The sequence below is a fragment of the Trinickia symbiotica genome (genome assembly GCF_002934455.1).
Classification (GTDB): domain Bacteria; phylum Pseudomonadota; class Gammaproteobacteria; order Burkholderiales; family Burkholderiaceae; genus Trinickia; species Trinickia symbiotica.
Genome location: NZ_PTIR01000001.1, coordinates 112,132 through 127,212, shown reverse-complemented (window position 1 = coordinate 127,212; position 15,081 = coordinate 112,132). Strand labels below are relative to the sequence as shown.

The following is a 15,081-nucleotide window of genomic DNA, read 5'->3' as shown; positions in this document are numbered from 1 at the left end:
AAACCCATCCCATCTACTCGGAGAACTCAGATGAGCGAAATCGACACCTCGGAGCTCGAATCGTCGCAAGCGACGAGCGCCAAACGCGAGACCACATCGGCGAAAGCCGTTACCTCGAACGAATCGAACTTTCAAACGAGGAAGTTGCTACTTGCCCTGCTCGGCGCTGCCATCGTGGTTTCGGCGGCAGCTTATGGCGCGTACTACATGACCTACGCCCGCTATCACGAATCCACTGACGACGCGTACGTTAGCGGCAACCTCGTGCAACTCACGCCGCAGGTGACGGGCACCGTCGTCGCCGTGAATGCCGACGATACGCAGATCGTCAAGCAGGGCGACCCGGTCGTGAGACTCGACGACGCGGACGCTAAAGTCGCGCTCGGCAACGCGGAAGCGACACTCGCGCAGACCGTGAGGCAAGTCAGCAGACTCTACGTGGACAACCAGTTCTACGCCGCGAACATCGCTCAGAAGCAGTCGGACTTGGCCCGCGCCCAGGACGACCTGCGCCGCCGCCAGGCAGTGGCCGGCACGGGGGCCGTGTCGGCCGAAGACATCGCTCACGCGCGCGACACCGTCACGGCCGCGCAGGCGGCGCTCGATGCCGTGCGGCAACAGGCGCAAGCCAACCACGTCCTGACCGACAACACCACAATCACGCAGCATCCGAGCGTGCTGGCGGTCGCGTCGAAGGTGCGCGACGCGTACCTGGCATACGCGCGCAACACGCTGCCCGCGCCAGTCACCGGCTATGTCGCGAAACGTTCCGTGCAAGTCGGCGAGCGCGTGTCGCCGGGTACTCCGCTGATGGCGATTGTGCCGCTCGACGGGGTGTGGGTCGATGCCAACTTCAAGGAGAGCCAGCTGCGCGGCATGCGCATCGGCCAGCCTGTGACGCTCGAGGCGGACGTCTACGGTGGCAAGGTCAAATATCACGGCCGCGTGGTCGGTTTCTCGGCGGGTACGGGGAGCGCCTTTGCCACATTGCCCGCGCAGAATGCGACCGGGAACTGGATCAAGGTGGTCCAGCGTCTGCCCGTACGCATCGAACTCGATCAGAAAGAACTGAACGCCCATCCACTGCGTATCGGACTATCGATGAACGTCGACGTGGACACGCACGACGACGCCGGCGCGCAACTCGGCGCAGCCTCGAACACGACTTACCGCACGGATGTATTCGCGAACTACGGCGCGCAGGCCGATGCCGAGATCGAAAAGATCATCGAGCAAAACACGAGGCCTGTCCGGCAACTTGATCGGAGCGCATCATGAATTCCCCGATTCGACTCGCACCGCCGCCGCTGACAGGCGGCAAGCTGATTCTGGCGACGATCGCGGTTGCGCTTGCAACGTTCATGAACGTCCTGGATTCTTCGATCGCCAATGTGGCCATCCCTACGATCTCGGGCAATCTTGGCGTATCGGTCGACGAGGGCACCTGGGTGATCACGCTGTTCGCCGCGGCCAATGCGGTGGCGATTCCGCTGACAGGATGGCTGACTGAGCGAGTCGGCCAAATCAAGCTCTTCGTCGTCGCGATCCTGCTGTTCTCGTTCTCTTCGTGGCTGTGCGGCGTGGCACCGAACCTGATGGTGCTGCTCGCGGCGCGCGTATTGCAGGGCGCGGTAGCTGGACCGCTGATCCCGCTGTCGCAGGCGATCCTGCTCGGATCCTATCCGAAAGAGAAAAGCTCCACGGCGCTGGCGTTGTGGGCAATGACGGCGACGGTCGGCCCGATCGCCGGCCCCGCGCTGGGCGGATGGATCACCGATAGCTATAGCTGGTCGTGGATCTTCTATATCAACGTGCCAGTCGGTCTCTTCGCGGCGGGGGTGACGTGGTTGATCTATCGGGACCGGGAATCGCCGAAGCGCAAGCTTCCGATCGACAAAATCGGACTGCTGTCGCTGATTGCATGGGTGGCATCGCTGCAGATCATGCTGGACAAGGGCAAGGACCTCGACTGGTTCAACTCGCCTGTCATCTGCACGCTAGCCGCCGTGGCCGCTGTCAGCTTCGTCTTCTTCCTGATCTGGGAGTTCACGGCGAAAAACCCGATCGTGGACGTGCGGCTTTTTGCGGTACGCAATTTTCGGGGCGGCACGATTGCGATCTCCGTCGCTTACGCCGTGTTCTTCGCGAACCTGGTGATTCTTCCGCAGTGGATTCAGGGCTATCTGGGCTATCGCGCCGTGGATGCCGGTCTAGTGACGGCGCCGCTCGGCATCTTCGCCGTGCTGCTTGCGCCCGTGATGGCGAAAATCATGCCGAAGTCCGATCCGCGCGTGTTGGCGACGCTGGCGTTCGTCGGCTATGCCGGCGTCTTCCTGATGCGTTCGCACTACACGACGGACGTCGATCAATGGACCCTCGTATTGCCGACGCTCTTGCAGGGCATCCCGACCGCGCTCTTTTTCGTCCCGCTGACGGCGATTATCTTGTCCGGCCTGCCCGCGGAGAAGATTCCCGCGGCGGCCGGCGTATCGAACTTCGCGCGCGTGTTCGCGGGCGCGGCCGGCACTTCGCTCATCACGACCGGCTGGAACGATCGGACGATTCTGCATCACGCGCAACTCGCCGAGCAGTCGAGTGTCGACAATCCCACATATGGCGCGGCGATCGCGAATGTGCATGCGGTCCTGGGCGGCAGCGTGGATCAGGCGGTCGCTTTCTTCGAGCGTTCGCTGAACGCGCAGGCGGCGATGCTCGGGTTGAACGACATTTTCTGGCTGTCCGCCGGGATCTTTGTCGCGATCATTCCGCTCATCTGGCTGACCAAGCCGGCAAAGGGCGGAGGTGGCGCGGCGGCCGCGGGCGCGCACTGATCGCACCGCAACACGAGCGGCGAACGACGTCGGATGATTGCTCATCCGACGTTCTCTTTTCCAAAAGCGACACGAGCCCATCATCGTTTTTTTATTGATTGACCGTTCAAACAAAAAAACCATAGAGTGGCCGCGAATGACAGAACGCCACTCGAAGAGCGATCGATTTCAACGACGACGGAGCGCATATGGACCACCTCAACGGGAAGTCACGTCAACTCGGCACAGCCATTAGCTGCGCCGCTCTATGTCTCGGCTCGCTGTACGCGGCAAGCGCGTTCGCGCAGGCAAGCGCAAGCCCAGGCGCGGGCGCGGGCGCCAGGGGCGCAGCCGATACTGCGAATTCAGCAAACACGGCGAATTCGTCGAGCGCGGCGAGCGTTGCTCCCGCAACGACCGCGGCCGTGGATCCCCCGACGCCCGCCAGTGCTCCGGCCTCGGCATCGGCGCCGGCGGCCTCACCATTGACAGCAAATGTCACGCTGGCCTCGCAATACGTCTCGCGCGGGTTTCGTCAGACATGGGGCAAGCCGGCGATTCAAGGCGGCTTCGACTACACGCACTCGAGCGGCCTCTTTGCCGGCACCTGGCTGTCCACGGTCAGCAGCAAATTCATCGAAGGCGGCACGGTCGAATGGGATCTCTACGGGGGCTACGGCGGCTCCCTCGGCGATCTGACTTACACCGGCACGGTCTACTACTACGTGTATCCCGGCGCGCGCATGGAAGCGAGCGCAACGAACTACAACTACGGCGAATTCGTTGCCGCGCTGACTTACAAGTGGTTCACGGCGCGCTATTGGCTGACTTACACGCCGAACTACTTCGGCTACGACAGCCAGTCGCTTGGCATCGGCAACGACAAGGGCAGTCGCGGCTCCGGCTACCTCGACTTGAACACCAACATCGATCTCACGCACGGCTTTTCGCTCCTGCTCCATTACGGCTGGGAGCGCGTGCAAAACTTCTCCGCGTACAACTGGCAGGATGGGAAAGTGGCCGTCTCGAAGACGTTCGACGGCGGCTGGACGCTGACAGGGGCGGTCACCAAGGCGTGGGGCGCGACGAACGTGTACGACCACTACACGACGGGTGCGCGCGATTCGGCGGGCAACATCGCGGTTTCGAATCCGTTGCGGACGACGTTTTTCGCGACGCTGACCAAGACGTTCTGATTCATTTCCCAGGGCTCATTCCATGCTTTCCCGAAACGACATCAGCAGATCGTCCCCATCTTTATTGATTGATCGTTCAAACAAAAAACACTAGAGTATCCGCATCGAATCCCGAGGCCGCTGACCCATGCCTAAAGTCGGAATGCGCGAAGTGCGTCGCGCGCAACTGATCGACGCCACCCTGCTGTGTATCGACCAGTGCGGCCTGTCAGGCACGACGCTCGCGTCGGTCGCGCAGCGCGCGAACATTTCGACGGGTATCGTCAGCCACTACTTCGGCGATAAGAGCGGGCTGCTCGAAGCAACGATGCGCCATATCCTTCGCGATCTCTGGGCGGCGACGAGGCGTCGCCGCCTCGTCGCCGCGAAGGCCGGCCCGCGCGCGCGGCTGCGCGCGATCGTGGCGGCCAACTTCGACGTCTCGCAGGTGAACACGCCGGTGATGAAAACGTGGTTGGCGTTTTGGGCGCAAAGCATGCACGAGGATGCGCTGCGCCGCTTGCAGCGTGTCAACACGCGGCGCCTCTACTCGAATCTGTGCGCCGAGTTTCGAAAAGTGATGCCGCTCGCTGCCGCACGCCGCGCCGCGCGCGGGCTCGCGGCGATGATCGACGGCTTGTGGCTGCGCGGCGCGCTCAGCGGCGAGCCGTTCGATACGCGAGCCGCGTTGCGGCTCGCCAACGAGTACATCGACTTGCTGCTCGCGCAGCGCGAGGGCTCACGCGAATGATCCGCGCGGCATGGCCGCGCCGTCCTACCGGTTTGCGAGGAAACCCCTGATGCCAGACTACGGTTTGCAGCGACTCTTCATCGGCGGCGAGTACGTCGATGCCACCAGCGGCGCGACTTTCGACACGCTGGACCCGGCAACGGGCGAAAAGCTCGCGACGGTTCAGCAGGCGAGCGAGGCCGATGTCGATCGCGCGGTTCGATCGGCGCAGCAAGGTCAGCGCGCATGGGCGGCACTGAGCCCGATGGATCGCTCGCGCATTTTGCGGCGCGCGGTCGACCTATTGCGTGTCCGCAACGATGAGCTTGCCGAGCTCGAAATGCGCGATACCGGCAAGCCGATCGCGGAAACACGTGCCGTCGATATCGTCACTGGCGCCGACGTGATCGAATACTATGCGGGTCTTGTCATGGCGATCGAGGGTCAGCAGATTCCGCTGCGCGACGAATCGTTCGTCTATACCCGGCGCGAGCCGCTCGGCGTGACGGCCGGCATCGGCGCGTGGAATTACCCGATCCAGATCGCATGCTGGAAGTCCGCGCCCGCGCTGGCCGCCGGCAACGCGATGATCTTCAAGCCGAGTGAAGTGACGCCGCTGTCGGCACTGAAGCTCGCCGAGATCTATATCGAAGCCGGTGTGCCCGCCGGGGTGTTCAACGTCGTGCAAGGCGATGGCCGCGTGGGTGCGATGTTGAGCGCTAACCCGCATATCGCAAAGATGTCGTTCACCGGGAGTGTCGAGACCGGCCTGAAGGTGATGTCGCTCGCCGGCGGATCGTCGCTCAAGGAAGTGACGATGGAGCTCGGCGGCAAGTCTCCGCTGATCGTGTTCGAGGACGCGGACCTCGATCGCGCCGCCGATATCGCGATGGGCGCCAATTTCTTCAGCGCGGGGCAAGTGTGCACGAACGGCACGCGCGTATTCGTCCATCGCTCGATTCAGCAAGCCTTCGAAGCACGCATCGGCGAGCGCGTGAAGCGGATCCGCATCGGTAAGCCATCGGACCCGGCGACGAAGTTCGGTCCGCTCGTGAGCCGTGCGCAGCTCGACAAGGTGCTCGGTTTTATCGAGAGCGGTCGACGCGAAGGCGCACGGCTCGTGGCAGGCGGGGCGCGCATCGTCGACGGCGAGTTTGCGCGCGGCCTTTTCGTGCAGCCGACGGTCTTTGCCGATTGTCGCGACGAGATGAAGATCGTACAGGAGGAAATCTTCGGTCCGGTCATGAGTCTGCTTTCGTTCGATACGGAGGACGAGGTCGTCGCACGCGCGAACGACACGCGCTACGGTCTCGCGGCGGGTGTCGTCACGGAAAACCTCGCACGTGCGCATCGGGTGATCCATCGGCTCGAGGCCGGCATTTGCTGGGTCAACACCTGGGGCGAATCGCCCGCGCAGATGCCGGTAGGCGGCTATAAGCAATCGGGGGTGGGGCGCGAGAACGGCCTCGCGACACTCGAGCACTTCACGCGGCTGAAGTCCGTCCAGATCGAACTGGGCAGGTATCAGCCGCTGTTCTGAGCAAGGCAGATCGAGGTCGGGCGATGAGCATCGTTTCACGCTCGTCGGCGCGGCAGGCCGAAGCGGGTCTGTGACGCCCAACGTGTTGAGGCAACTCAGTATGGGTTCGAACGAATACGACTACATCATCATCGGTGCCGGTTCCGCGGGCAATGTGCTCGCGACGCGGCTGACCGAAGACGCCGGCGTGACGGTGCTGCTGCTCGAAGCAGGCGGCCCGGATTACCGCTTCGACTTCCGCACGCAGATGCCGGCGGCGCTCGCTTATCCGCTGCAAGGCCGGCGCTACAACTGGGCGTACGAGACGGAGCCTGAGCCGCATATGAACAACCGCCGGATGGAATGCGGACGCGGCAAGGGGCTGGGTGGCTCGTCGCTTATCAACGGCATGTGCTACATCCGCGGCAACGCGCTCGACTACGACGGCTGGGCGCAACGCGAGGGTCTCGAAACCTGGTCCTATCTCGATTGCCTGCCGTATTTCCGGAAGGCGGAAACGCGCGACGTCGGTCCGAACGACTACCATGGCGGCGACGGCCCGGTACATGTGATGACGAGCAAGCCAGGCGTCAATCCGCTCTTCGAGGCGATGGTCGAGGCCGGCGTCCAGGCGGGCTATCCGCGCACTGACGATCTGAATGGCTACCGCCAGGAAGGCTTCGGGCCGATGGACCGCACGGTCACGGCGAAAGGGCGGCGCGCGAGTACCGCGCGCGGTTATCTGGATCAGGCGCGCTCGCGCCGGGAACTCACGATCGTCACGCATGCCACGGCGGACCGGATTCTTTTCAGCGGCAAGCGTGCCAGCGGCGTCGCGTACCTGCAAGGCAATTCGGCCTCGATCGAGATCGCCCATGCCCGGCGCGAGGTTCTGCTGTGCGGAGGCGCTATTGCATCGCCGCAAATTCTGCAACGCTCGGGCGTTGGTTCCGGTGAATGGCTGCGAGAACTCGGCATTCCGGTGGTGTTCGATCTGCCCGGTGTCGGCAGGAACTTGCAGGATCATCTGGAAATGTATCTGCAGTACGCGTGCAAAGAGCCCGTGTCGCTTTATCCCGCGCTGCTGCTGCACAACCAGCCGGGCATCGGCCTCGAGTGGCTGCTGAAGGGCACGGGGATCGGCGCCAGCAATCACTTCGAAGCCGGCGGCTTCATTCGCACGCGCGATGACGACCCGTGGCCCAACATCCAGTATCACTTCCTGCCGGTCGCGATCAATTACAACGGCACGAATGCGATCAAGATGCACGGTTTCCAGGCGCACGTCGGCTCGATGCGCTCGCCGAGCCGCGGGCGCGTCAAGCTGCGTTCGCGCGATCCGCGCGATCATCCGTCCATCCTGTTCAACTACATGGCCGAGCCGCTCGACTGGCGCGAGTTCCGCGACGCCATCCGCATCACGCGCGAAATCATGCGGCAACCCGCGCTCGATCGCTTCCGGGGTGAGGAATTGAATCCGGGGGCGCAATGCATGAGCGATTCGGAGCTCGATGCGTTCGTGCGTTCACGCGCGGAGACCGCGTATCACCCGTCGTGCTCGTGCGCGATGGGCAGCGACGAAATGTCGGTAGTCGATGCGGAAGGTCGCGTGCATGGGCTCGAAGGGCTTCGAGTCGTCGATGCATCGATCATGCCGCTGATCACCACGGGCAACCTGAACGCGCCAACGATCATGATCGCGGAGAAGATCGCCGACCGGATCCGTAGCCGCGCGCCGCTGCCGCCCGCGAGCGCGCCGTACTACGTCGCGAATGGCGCGCCGGCGCGGGGTGCCGCACTGCGCGAGGCCACGACTCCCGCCAGCTGAGCGACACATGTTTTTCGACGCGACACGTGTGTAACAACCATCGCCCTACGGATACGCGGGCAATCTACGTACTAACCAAAGTGAAATGAGGAGAAGGTGATGAAGCAGCTCTTGATCAAAGCCGGTTGCGCGTGGATTGCCACCGCGGCGTTGGCGGCACCGGCGTTCGCGGGCGACGCGGCAGCTTGCCGCAATGTGCGCTTTGCGGACGTCGGCTGGACCGATATTGCGGCGACGACCGGCATTGCGTCGACGATCTTCGAAGGCCTCGGCTACCATCCGACGACGACGATCGCTTCAGTGCCGATCACGTTCGCCGGTATCAAGAGTAAGCAGATCGATGTGTTCCTCGGTTATTGGTCGCCGACGATGGATCCGATCATCGATCCGTTCGTGAAAGCGGGGCAGATCAAGGTGCTGCAGCCCGCGAATCTGACCGGGGCGAAGTACACGCTTGCAGTGCCCGACTACGTTTATAACGCCGGCCTCAAATCGTTCGCCGACATCCAGAAATACGCGGACAAGCTCGGCGACAGAGTCTACGGCATCGAGCCCGGCAACGACGGCAACGCGCTGATCGACAAGATGATCAAGAACAATCAATTCGGTCTCGGCAAGTTCAAGCTCGTCGAATCGAGCGAGGCGGGCATGCTCGTTCAGGTCAACAAGGCGATTCGCGAAAAGCAATGGATCGTCTTCCTCGGCTGGGAGCCGCATCCGATGAACGTACAGATGAAGCTCGACTACCTGAGCGGCGGCGATGACGTCTTCGGCCCGAACTACGGGGAGGCGAAAGTCTTCACGGCGACACCGCCTGATTATTCGGCGCGCTGCCCGAACGCGGCCAAGCTCGTGTCGAATCTGCAGTTCACGACGGAAATCGAGAACCATGTGATGGTGCCGATCATGAACAAGGAAGAGCCGACGAAGGCCGCCGAAGCATGGCTTAAGCGGAATCCTCAAGTGCTCGATAAATGGCTCGCGGGCGTGACGACGTTCGACGGCAAGAATGGGCTCGAGGCCGTGAAGTCGTATATCGCCTTGCACTGAGCGTGCAATACAAAGCGGGAAGCGGCGGCGCTCGAGTTGGCGTAAGGGCGCCCCGCGGAGGAGGATCTCCCGCACCCCCGCGAAGCATCATTCGCGAACTCAGCGGCGTCTCGCGAGCGTCAACTTCCCTTGTCGTCCGACGAGGGCTTCGTTTCCGATAGATCGTCCTTCCTGACTTCCGCCTGACGGACCTCGGTTCCGTCCTCGCCGGTTTCTGAAATATCGGTCTCGAACGTCTCCGAGTCGTCCGCTGCTTGGTCCTTGTCCGGATTGTCCGGTTGCTTGGTAATCGGTCCTTTCTGGTCAGTCGCCATGATTCGCTCCTTGCACATTGCATTTCGTTTTCGCCGTGCCGCCTTTCGATCGCGCTCGCCGGCGGGCGTTGGCGGCGCCGGCATGCTCAACCGCTGACTCCCTTCTTCTTGGCGAGCGACTGTGCCATGCGGTAATGCTCCTCGATGATGGACAGGCCCTTTTGCGCAAGTTTTTTCAAGTCGGCGTTTTTCCCGTCGGAGATTTCCTTCTTGAACGCGGCAATCGCCTGTTCATGGCCTTGCAGGCCGACCTTGTCGATATAGGCGTCATCGAACTCCTTGCCCTTTAACGGGCGCAGCGAATCGAGCACGCTCGTATCCGAATTGTCCTTCGGCACCTTGACGTCATGCGGCGCGGCAGCCTTGAGTTCCACTGTCATCTTCGTATGATCCAGCAGCATGTGATGCGCGAACGACTTGACGTCCTTGTCCTTTGAGTTTTTTTGCGCGAGCTTGGCTGCGTCGATCTCCGTGGAACTGGACATCGAGGCCGCCTGCACGAAGTCGCGATCGGGCGCCGGCAGCGGATTGGCCTCCGTCGTGGATGCGGCCTGGCTTTCCTGCGCATGCACCGTCGCAACAGGCATCAGTGCGACGCAGCATGCGAGAACAAATGTCGGAAGTTTCAATTCGAGCTCCTCGAAGCGTGGTTGCGGGGACGCAAAGCGGTTAGCGCCTGCGAAGACGCAGGCGCATCTCTGTGTCGCAACGAACGTGCCGGAGGAGGCAGCGGGCGCAATGGCCGTGTCCCGCGGCTTACCGGCGCTTGCCGTATTCTTCGCCCGCGGCCGTCCACGCGATCGCCTGTTCGCTCAGGCTGAAGCCGAGGCCGGGCCGGCTGGGCACGTGCATTCGCCCACCGCGCAACTCGAGCCGCTCGTTGAAGAGCGGCTCCAGCCATTCGAAGTGCTCGAGCCACGGTTCTTCCGGATACGCGGCTGCCAGATGCAGATGGATCTCCATCGCGAAGTGCGGGGCAAGCTTCAGTCCGCGCAGACTGGCAAGATGCATGATTTGCAGAAATGGCGTGATGCCGCCGACCCGCGGTGCGTCGGGCTGGACGTAGTCGGCTCCTCGGGTTTCGATCAGTTGTGCGTGTTCGCCGAAGCTCGTCAGCATTTCGCCGGTGGCGACAGCCGTGTCGAGCGATGCGGCCAGTGCAGCGTGCCCCTCGAAGTCGTACGCGTCGAGCGGTTCCTCGATCCAGGTCAGATCCAGCTCTTCGAACTTGCGGCACGCGCGCTGCGCCTTGAGCCGGTCCCATTGCTGGTTGGCGTCGACCATGAGTGGGAAGTCCGGTCCGAGAAGATCGCGCACGGCCTTCACGCGCCGGAAGTCTTCGCGCGTGTCGGGCTGCCCCACCTTGATCTTGATGCCGCCGATGCCGCTGCCGCGCGAACGGTCGACATTCTCCAGAACGGTATCGAGCGACATCGACAGGTAGCCACCGGACGTGTTGTAGCACTGCACGGAATCGCGATGAGCGCCAAGCAGCTTGGCGAGCGGCAACCCCGCGCGTTTGGCTTTGAGGTCCCATAGTGCGATATCGAAAGGGGCAATGGCCTGTGTCGTGAGGCCGCTTCGCCCCATCGACGCGCCGGCCCACAGGAGCTTGTTGAAGATTTTCCCAATGTCGTTGGGATCTTCGCCCAGCAGCGCGGGCGCCAGCTCCTTGGCGTGCGCGAACATCCCTTGTCCGCCCGCACGCTTCGAGTAACCGAATCCGATGCCGCGATGGCCCTGCTCACTCTCGATTTCGGCGAAGATGAACGCGATTTCCGTGAGCGGTTTCTGTCTTCCGGTGAGGACCTTGGCATCGCTGATGGGCGCGGCGAGCGGCAGGAAAGTCAGCGATACCTTCACCCATGCAATGCGGTCTGTCGTCGCTTCGCCAGGCTGAAGGCTCGCGATTCCGGGCGGATTGAAAGTTTGCGTCTGGTCAGCCATATTGAGTCTCCCGAGTACAGATTAGTGTGTGCGGACTAGCGGCACAGTTCGTCGGGCGTGAGGCGGCGAATCCTGCCGACGATGAAAAGATACGAGCCGGCTGCAACCAGCCCGTGCCCTCCTACGTAGACTAGCGCGCTATTGAAAGAGCCGCTCGAATGAAGCAGGTAGGCCAGTTCTCTCACCCAATCCGCATCGCCCGTGTTGATGCGGACCCGAGTCGTCCCTCCCGTTATTTCGTCCTAGTTTGATCGCACTAGAAGATCGCGATAGCGTTCGCGGCGCATCGTTCGCCTCGTTCATATGCGATCGCTTCATGCGTTTCGCATATGCGCAATTACGAAAAAACGGTCGGCACGACACGAGCAATCCAGGCGTGGAAAGCGGCGATTGCGGCGGCGGCAAACAACGCGAACGTATCGGTGAATGACATCGACTACGTCATTCACGACGCAGGCAAGGGCAGCGACGAGGCGTCGCAGCGTATCGGCACGCTCGGCCGTACGCTCACGGAAACCTTGCCGGAGTTCGAGTTCCAGAAGCAGACATTCAACACTGCTGGCCTGCTTGGCTATATGGGCGCGGGGACGGCACTCACCAACGTTGTCCTTGCGATCGGGCGCGTCAACCATTTAGGCGGCAATGTCCTCGTGGCGGGCACGACGAATTCAGACGAACCAGTCGCCGTTGTGATCACTCCTCCCGAGAAGCTGAACCCGATCGATCCCGAAGCCGACTGGTTCAGGGCGCGAGGTGGGGACGACGTATATCTGCCCTGGTGGGGGCGTCGCTACGACCAGACCTACGGCAACCGCCAGGGATTGTCTTGGTGACAACGGGGAGCGACATGAGCGACGTAATGGGTCGTGCGGTCGCCAGACTCAGCCTTTAAAAGATCACATAGACTTTCCGGATCGTTTCGTCGACCTTCCACAGTCCTTCGGTGTTCGCTTCGAAGAACAAGGTATCGCCGCTGCGAAAGTGAATCGTCTCTTCACCATAGGGCGTGAACGTGCCCGAGCCGGCAATGAAGTGCATCACTTCCGCCTGCTTGACCGAGCGCCGATAGGTGCCGGGCGTGCACTCGAAGACGCCTGTATCGATTGCTTCGCTGCCCGGAATCACGTACTGACGGCCCGATACCCGGGCCGGCTCCGTTCCCGGTAGTCCGGCGACGCCCCAGTCCTCCAGCGCATCGAGTCGAACGGCTTGCTTGATTTGCTGGACTTTCACGTTGCTTTTCCTTGTTTGCGCGTGGAGAGATCGATACGCTGTTCGATTCGGCCCAGCCGGACCACGGTGACGCCGGGCCGCAACTGGCGCAGCGACGGCATCACTAGCACGCAATCGTCGTAAGGCGTGGCGACGGGTTCTCCGTCGGACCAGCCGATCACCGTGCCGGCCTTGTCGAATACTTCGAGGCCCGTGTACGGCGCCGCGAAACGAAAATCCATGCTCTTCGCGACGACCGGTTGCGTCACGCGCACGACGCGCATTTCATCGGGCAGCGGCACGATCCATCCGGACGGTAGATCGTTTTCGTCGACGATCCCTGCCAGCAACAGGAAGCGCGCGGTGCAGTCACGAGCCACCGTGACGGCGCTTTTCTCCCAGTGCTGGCCGCATTCGATGAGAAGGGCGTTCTTCTGGCTAGCTTCGTCGCCGAAGCCTTCGTAATCGCGCATGCGGCGGCCTTCGGGATGGCCCTCGTCGCAGATCACCGTGGCAGGCGTGCCGAGGCGCACCGCAAGCTCGATGCCTTTTTTCAGCGGACCCGCGACGATCAGCGGCAAGCTCTTCTCGTGCATCGAGTGCAGATCGAGGAGCAGATCGACGGTATCGACCACGGGTCGCATCGCGCGTGCACGATCGAGCTCCGACGAGCGCGTCGCGAGATCGTCGAGCTTCGCGGCGGTCCATACGCGATTGAAATCCTGATCGACGAAGCGCGCCTTGTCGGGTATCGCGCGATCGAAACGCGCATAGGCATTGACGTTCGCGAACGAGAGCGTGAGTTTGCCGCGGCGGGGGCGCAATTGCCCGCGCAACAATTCATCGACGACGATCGCGCCGCAGACTTCATTGCCGTGCGTGAGCGCGTTGATCATCACGTGCGGACCGGCCACGCCGGAATCGAACGTGTAGACGTAGGGGACGCCCGTATTGCCGGGCGCATGCGGGGCGATATCGGGGAAATCGACTTCGATCGGATAGGCATCCATCTTATTCCAGCCCTCCCTGGCAGAGATACTTGATCGACAGATAGTCATCGAGGCCGTACTTCGAGCCTTCACGGCCGTAGCCGGATTCCTTCACGCCGCCGAAAGGCGCCGCTTCCGACGCGAGCGCACCTTCGTTGATGCCGACGATGCCCGCCTCGAGCGCCCGCGATACGCGATCGATGCGGCGTACGTCCTGGCTATAGAAGTACGATGCGAGGCCGAACGGGGTATCGTTCGCGGCGTCCACCGCTTCCTGCTCGGTGTCGAACGGGAAGAGCGGCGCGACAGGTCCGAATGTTTCCTCGCAGCAGAGCATCATGTCCGGCGTCGCGTTTCCCAGCACCGTCGGCGCGTAGTAGTGCGGCCCAAGTTCCGTCAGGCGCTTGCCGCCCGTCAGCACGAGCGCGCCGTTAGCGACCGCATCCTCGACGTGACGCGCGATCTTGTCGACCGCGCGAGCGTTGATCATCGGGCCGATCTGTGACGCCGGATCGCTCGCGGGGCCGACTTGCAGCTCGGCCACTTTCGCGCTCAGCAGCGCGGAAAAGCGCTCATAGACGCCGCGCTGCACGTAGATGCGGTTAGGGCACACGCAGGTCTGCCCGCCGTTGCGGAATTTCGCGGCCAAGAGACCTGTCACGGCCGCATCGAGGTCCGCATCGTCGAACACGATGAAAGGCGCATTGCCGCCCAGCTCCAGCGAAAGCTTCTTCAGCGTGCCCGCGGATTCGCGCGCCAGGTGTTTGCCGACCGGCGTCGAGCCCGTGAACGTGATCTTGCGCACGCGGCCATCGGCGAGCCATTCGCCTACCGTCTCGGCGGCCGACTCGCGCGACGCCGAGATCAGGTTGAGCACGCCGTCGGGCACGCCCGCCTCATGCGCGAGCATGACGAGCGCGATGGCGGTCAGCGGCGTATCCTCCGCGGGCTTCGCGACGACGGTGCAGCCCGCGGCGAGCGCGGGCGCGATTTTGCGCGCGATCATCGCCAGCGGGAAATTCCACGGCGTGATCGCCGCGACGACGCCGATGGGTTCCTTGATCGCGCTCATGCGCTTGCCGCGCTGCTGCTGCGGAATCACGTCGCCGTAGATGCGCGTGGCTTCGTCCGCGAACCACGCGACGTACGACGCGCCATACGCCACTTCGCCTCGGCCTTCGGCGAGCGGCTTCCCCTGTTCGAGTGAGATCAGCGCGCCGAGCGCGTCCTGTTGCTCGACGATCAGCGCATGCCAGCGGTGCAGCACCGCGGCGCGCTCCTTCGGCAGCTTGGCGCGCCAAGCCGGCAACGCTTTCGCCGCGGCGTCCGCGGCGGCGCCTGCATCGGCCGGCCCGCTGTCGGCAACGTCGGCAATTAGCTTGCCGGTAGCGGGATCGGTGACGGCGAAGCGCCGCCCGCTCGCCGCGGCGACCCACTGGCCGTCGATGAAATTGTCGGCGCGGATCAGCGCGCGGGCCTGCTCTTCAAGATTGATGCTCATCCGAGT

Annotated in this window: 14 protein-coding genes and 1 pseudogene; 8 read left to right on the top strand and 7 right to left on the bottom strand. The window is 62.9% G+C overall.

The window, feature by feature from the left end:
- The first annotated feature begins 30 nt into the window (after positions 1-30).
- Positions 31-1,278: an HlyD family secretion protein gene (locus B0G57_RS00600; RefSeq protein ID WP_018438613.1), complete on the top strand. Its 1,248-nt coding sequence runs from the start codon at positions 31-33 to the stop codon at positions 1,276-1,278.
- Positions 1,275-2,831 (top strand): DHA2 family efflux MFS transporter permease subunit, encoded by a 1,557-nt coding sequence (locus tag B0G57_RS00595; protein WP_018438612.1) that lies wholly within the window; start codon positions 1,275-1,277, stop codon positions 2,829-2,831. Before B0G57_RS00600 ends, B0G57_RS00595 begins: the two co-directional genes overlap by 4 nt.
- Before the next feature lie 214 nt (positions 2,832-3,045).
- Here the strand turns inward: B0G57_RS00595 and B0G57_RS31525 are convergent, their stop codons facing one another.
- On the bottom strand, positions 3,046-3,312 hold the full coding sequence (locus tag B0G57_RS31525; RefSeq protein ID WP_223258581.1) for a hypothetical protein: 267 nt from the start codon (positions 3,310-3,312) through the stop codon (positions 3,046-3,048).
- Between B0G57_RS31525 and B0G57_RS00590 the strand changes: the two genes are divergently transcribed.
- The 5 genes from B0G57_RS00590 (at position 3,296) to B0G57_RS00570 (ending at position 9,112) form a co-directional block, all read left to right on the top strand.
- Positions 3,296-4,006 (top strand): TorF family putative porin, encoded by a 711-nt coding sequence (locus tag B0G57_RS00590; RefSeq protein ID WP_317615646.1) that lies wholly within the window; start codon positions 3,296-3,298, stop codon positions 4,004-4,006. The genes B0G57_RS31525 and B0G57_RS00590 overlap by 17 nt on opposite strands.
- A gap of 127 nt (positions 4,007-4,133) precedes the next feature.
- Positions 4,134-4,736 carry a transcriptional regulator BetI gene (gene betI / locus B0G57_RS00585; RefSeq protein WP_026229284.1) on the top strand — a complete coding sequence of 201 codons (603 nt, stop codon included), beginning with the start codon at positions 4,134-4,136 and terminating at the stop codon, positions 4,734-4,736.
- A gap of 49 nt (positions 4,737-4,785) precedes the next feature.
- The gene (gene betB, locus B0G57_RS00580) at positions 4,786-6,255 is read left to right on the top strand and encodes a betaine-aldehyde dehydrogenase (protein ID WP_018438609.1); all 1,470 of its coding nucleotides are present in this window, start codon (positions 4,786-4,788) and stop codon (positions 6,253-6,255) included.
- Between the two features lie 100 nt (positions 6,256-6,355).
- On the top strand, positions 6,356-8,062 hold the full coding sequence (betA, locus tag B0G57_RS00575; RefSeq protein WP_018438608.1) for a choline dehydrogenase: 1,707 nt from the start codon (positions 6,356-6,358) through the stop codon (positions 8,060-8,062).
- A gap of 99 nt (positions 8,063-8,161) precedes the next feature.
- Positions 8,162-9,112: a choline ABC transporter substrate-binding protein gene (locus tag B0G57_RS00570; protein ID WP_018438607.1), complete on the top strand. Its 951-nt coding sequence runs from the start codon at positions 8,162-8,164 to the stop codon at positions 9,110-9,112.
- Between the two features lie 119 nt (positions 9,113-9,231).
- Here B0G57_RS00570 and B0G57_RS00565 read toward each other — a convergent pair whose 3' ends face one another.
- The 3 genes from B0G57_RS00565 to B0G57_RS00555 form a co-directional block, all read right to left on the bottom strand.
- The gene (locus B0G57_RS00565) at positions 9,232-9,426 is read right to left on the bottom strand and encodes a hypothetical protein (RefSeq protein ID WP_035468098.1); all 195 of its coding nucleotides are present in this window, start codon (positions 9,424-9,426) and stop codon (positions 9,232-9,234) included.
- Between the two features lie 86 nt (positions 9,427-9,512).
- Positions 9,513-10,013, bottom strand: coding sequence for a DUF4142 domain-containing protein (locus B0G57_RS00560; protein ID WP_051089950.1), 501 nt, complete (start codon positions 10,011-10,013; stop codon positions 9,513-9,515).
- Positions 10,014-10,182: 169 nt separating this feature from the next.
- Entirely contained in the window at positions 10,183-11,373 is a 1,191-nt protein-coding gene (locus B0G57_RS00555; RefSeq protein WP_018438604.1) for an L-talarate/galactarate dehydratase, read from the bottom strand.
- Between the two features lie 338 nt (positions 11,374-11,711).
- Between B0G57_RS00555 and B0G57_RS00550 the strand changes: the two are divergent.
- Positions 11,712-12,206, top strand: a pseudogene (locus B0G57_RS00550) (virulence factor); the annotation flags it as partial.
- 55 nt (positions 12,207-12,261) lie between these two features.
- Here the strand turns inward: B0G57_RS00550 and B0G57_RS00545 are convergent.
- The 3 genes from B0G57_RS00545 to B0G57_RS00535 are packed head-to-tail and all read right to left on the bottom strand — an operon-like array spanning position 12,262 to position 15,075.
- Positions 12,262-12,606 (bottom strand): cupin domain-containing protein, encoded by a 345-nt coding sequence (locus B0G57_RS00545; RefSeq protein WP_018438602.1) that lies wholly within the window; start codon positions 12,604-12,606, stop codon positions 12,262-12,264.
- Positions 12,603-13,595 carry a M14 family metallopeptidase gene (locus B0G57_RS00540; RefSeq protein ID WP_018438601.1) on the bottom strand — a complete coding sequence of 331 codons (993 nt, stop codon included), beginning with the start codon at positions 13,593-13,595 and terminating at the stop codon, positions 12,603-12,605. Before B0G57_RS00540 ends, B0G57_RS00545 begins: the two co-directional genes overlap by 4 nt.
- 1 nt (position 13,596) lies before the next feature.
- Entirely contained in the window at positions 13,597-15,075 is a 1,479-nt protein-coding gene (locus tag B0G57_RS00535; protein ID WP_018438600.1) for an NAD-dependent succinate-semialdehyde dehydrogenase, read from the bottom strand.
- Positions 15,076-15,081 lie beyond the last annotated feature (6 nt).

Coding starts and splice junctions, on each gene's coding strand:
- B0G57_RS00600 (WP_018438613.1), top strand. CDS start 31: ATGAGCGAAATCGACACCTCGGAGCTCGAATCGTCGCAAGCGACGAGC.
- B0G57_RS00595 (WP_018438612.1), top strand. CDS start 1,275: ATGAATTCCCCGATTCGACTCGCACCGCCGCCGCTGACAGGCGGCAAG.
- betI (WP_026229284.1), top strand. CDS start 4,134: ATGCCTAAAGTCGGAATGCGCGAAGTGCGTCGCGCGCAACTGATCGAC.
- betB (WP_018438609.1), top strand. CDS start 4,786: ATGCCAGACTACGGTTTGCAGCGACTCTTCATCGGCGGCGAGTACGTC.
- betA (WP_018438608.1), top strand. CDS start 6,356: ATGGGTTCGAACGAATACGACTACATCATCATCGGTGCCGGTTCCGCG.
- B0G57_RS00570 (WP_018438607.1), top strand. CDS start 8,162: ATGAAGCAGCTCTTGATCAAAGCCGGTTGCGCGTGGATTGCCACCGCG.
- B0G57_RS00565 (WP_035468098.1), bottom strand. CDS start 9,426: ATGGCGACTGACCAGAAAGGACCGATTACCAAGCAACCGGACAATCCG.
- B0G57_RS00560 (WP_051089950.1), bottom strand. CDS start 10,013: ATGCCTGTTGCGACGGTGCATGCGCAGGAAAGCCAGGCCGCATCCACG.
- B0G57_RS00555 (WP_018438604.1), bottom strand. CDS start 11,373: ATGGCTGACCAGACGCAAACTTTCAATCCGCCCGGAATCGCGAGCCTT.
- B0G57_RS00540 (WP_018438601.1), bottom strand. CDS start 13,595: ATGGATGCCTATCCGATCGAAGTCGATTTCCCCGATATCGCCCCGCAT.
- B0G57_RS00535 (WP_018438600.1), bottom strand. CDS start 15,075: ATGAGCATCAATCTTGAAGAGCAGGCCCGCGCGCTGATCCGCGCCGAC.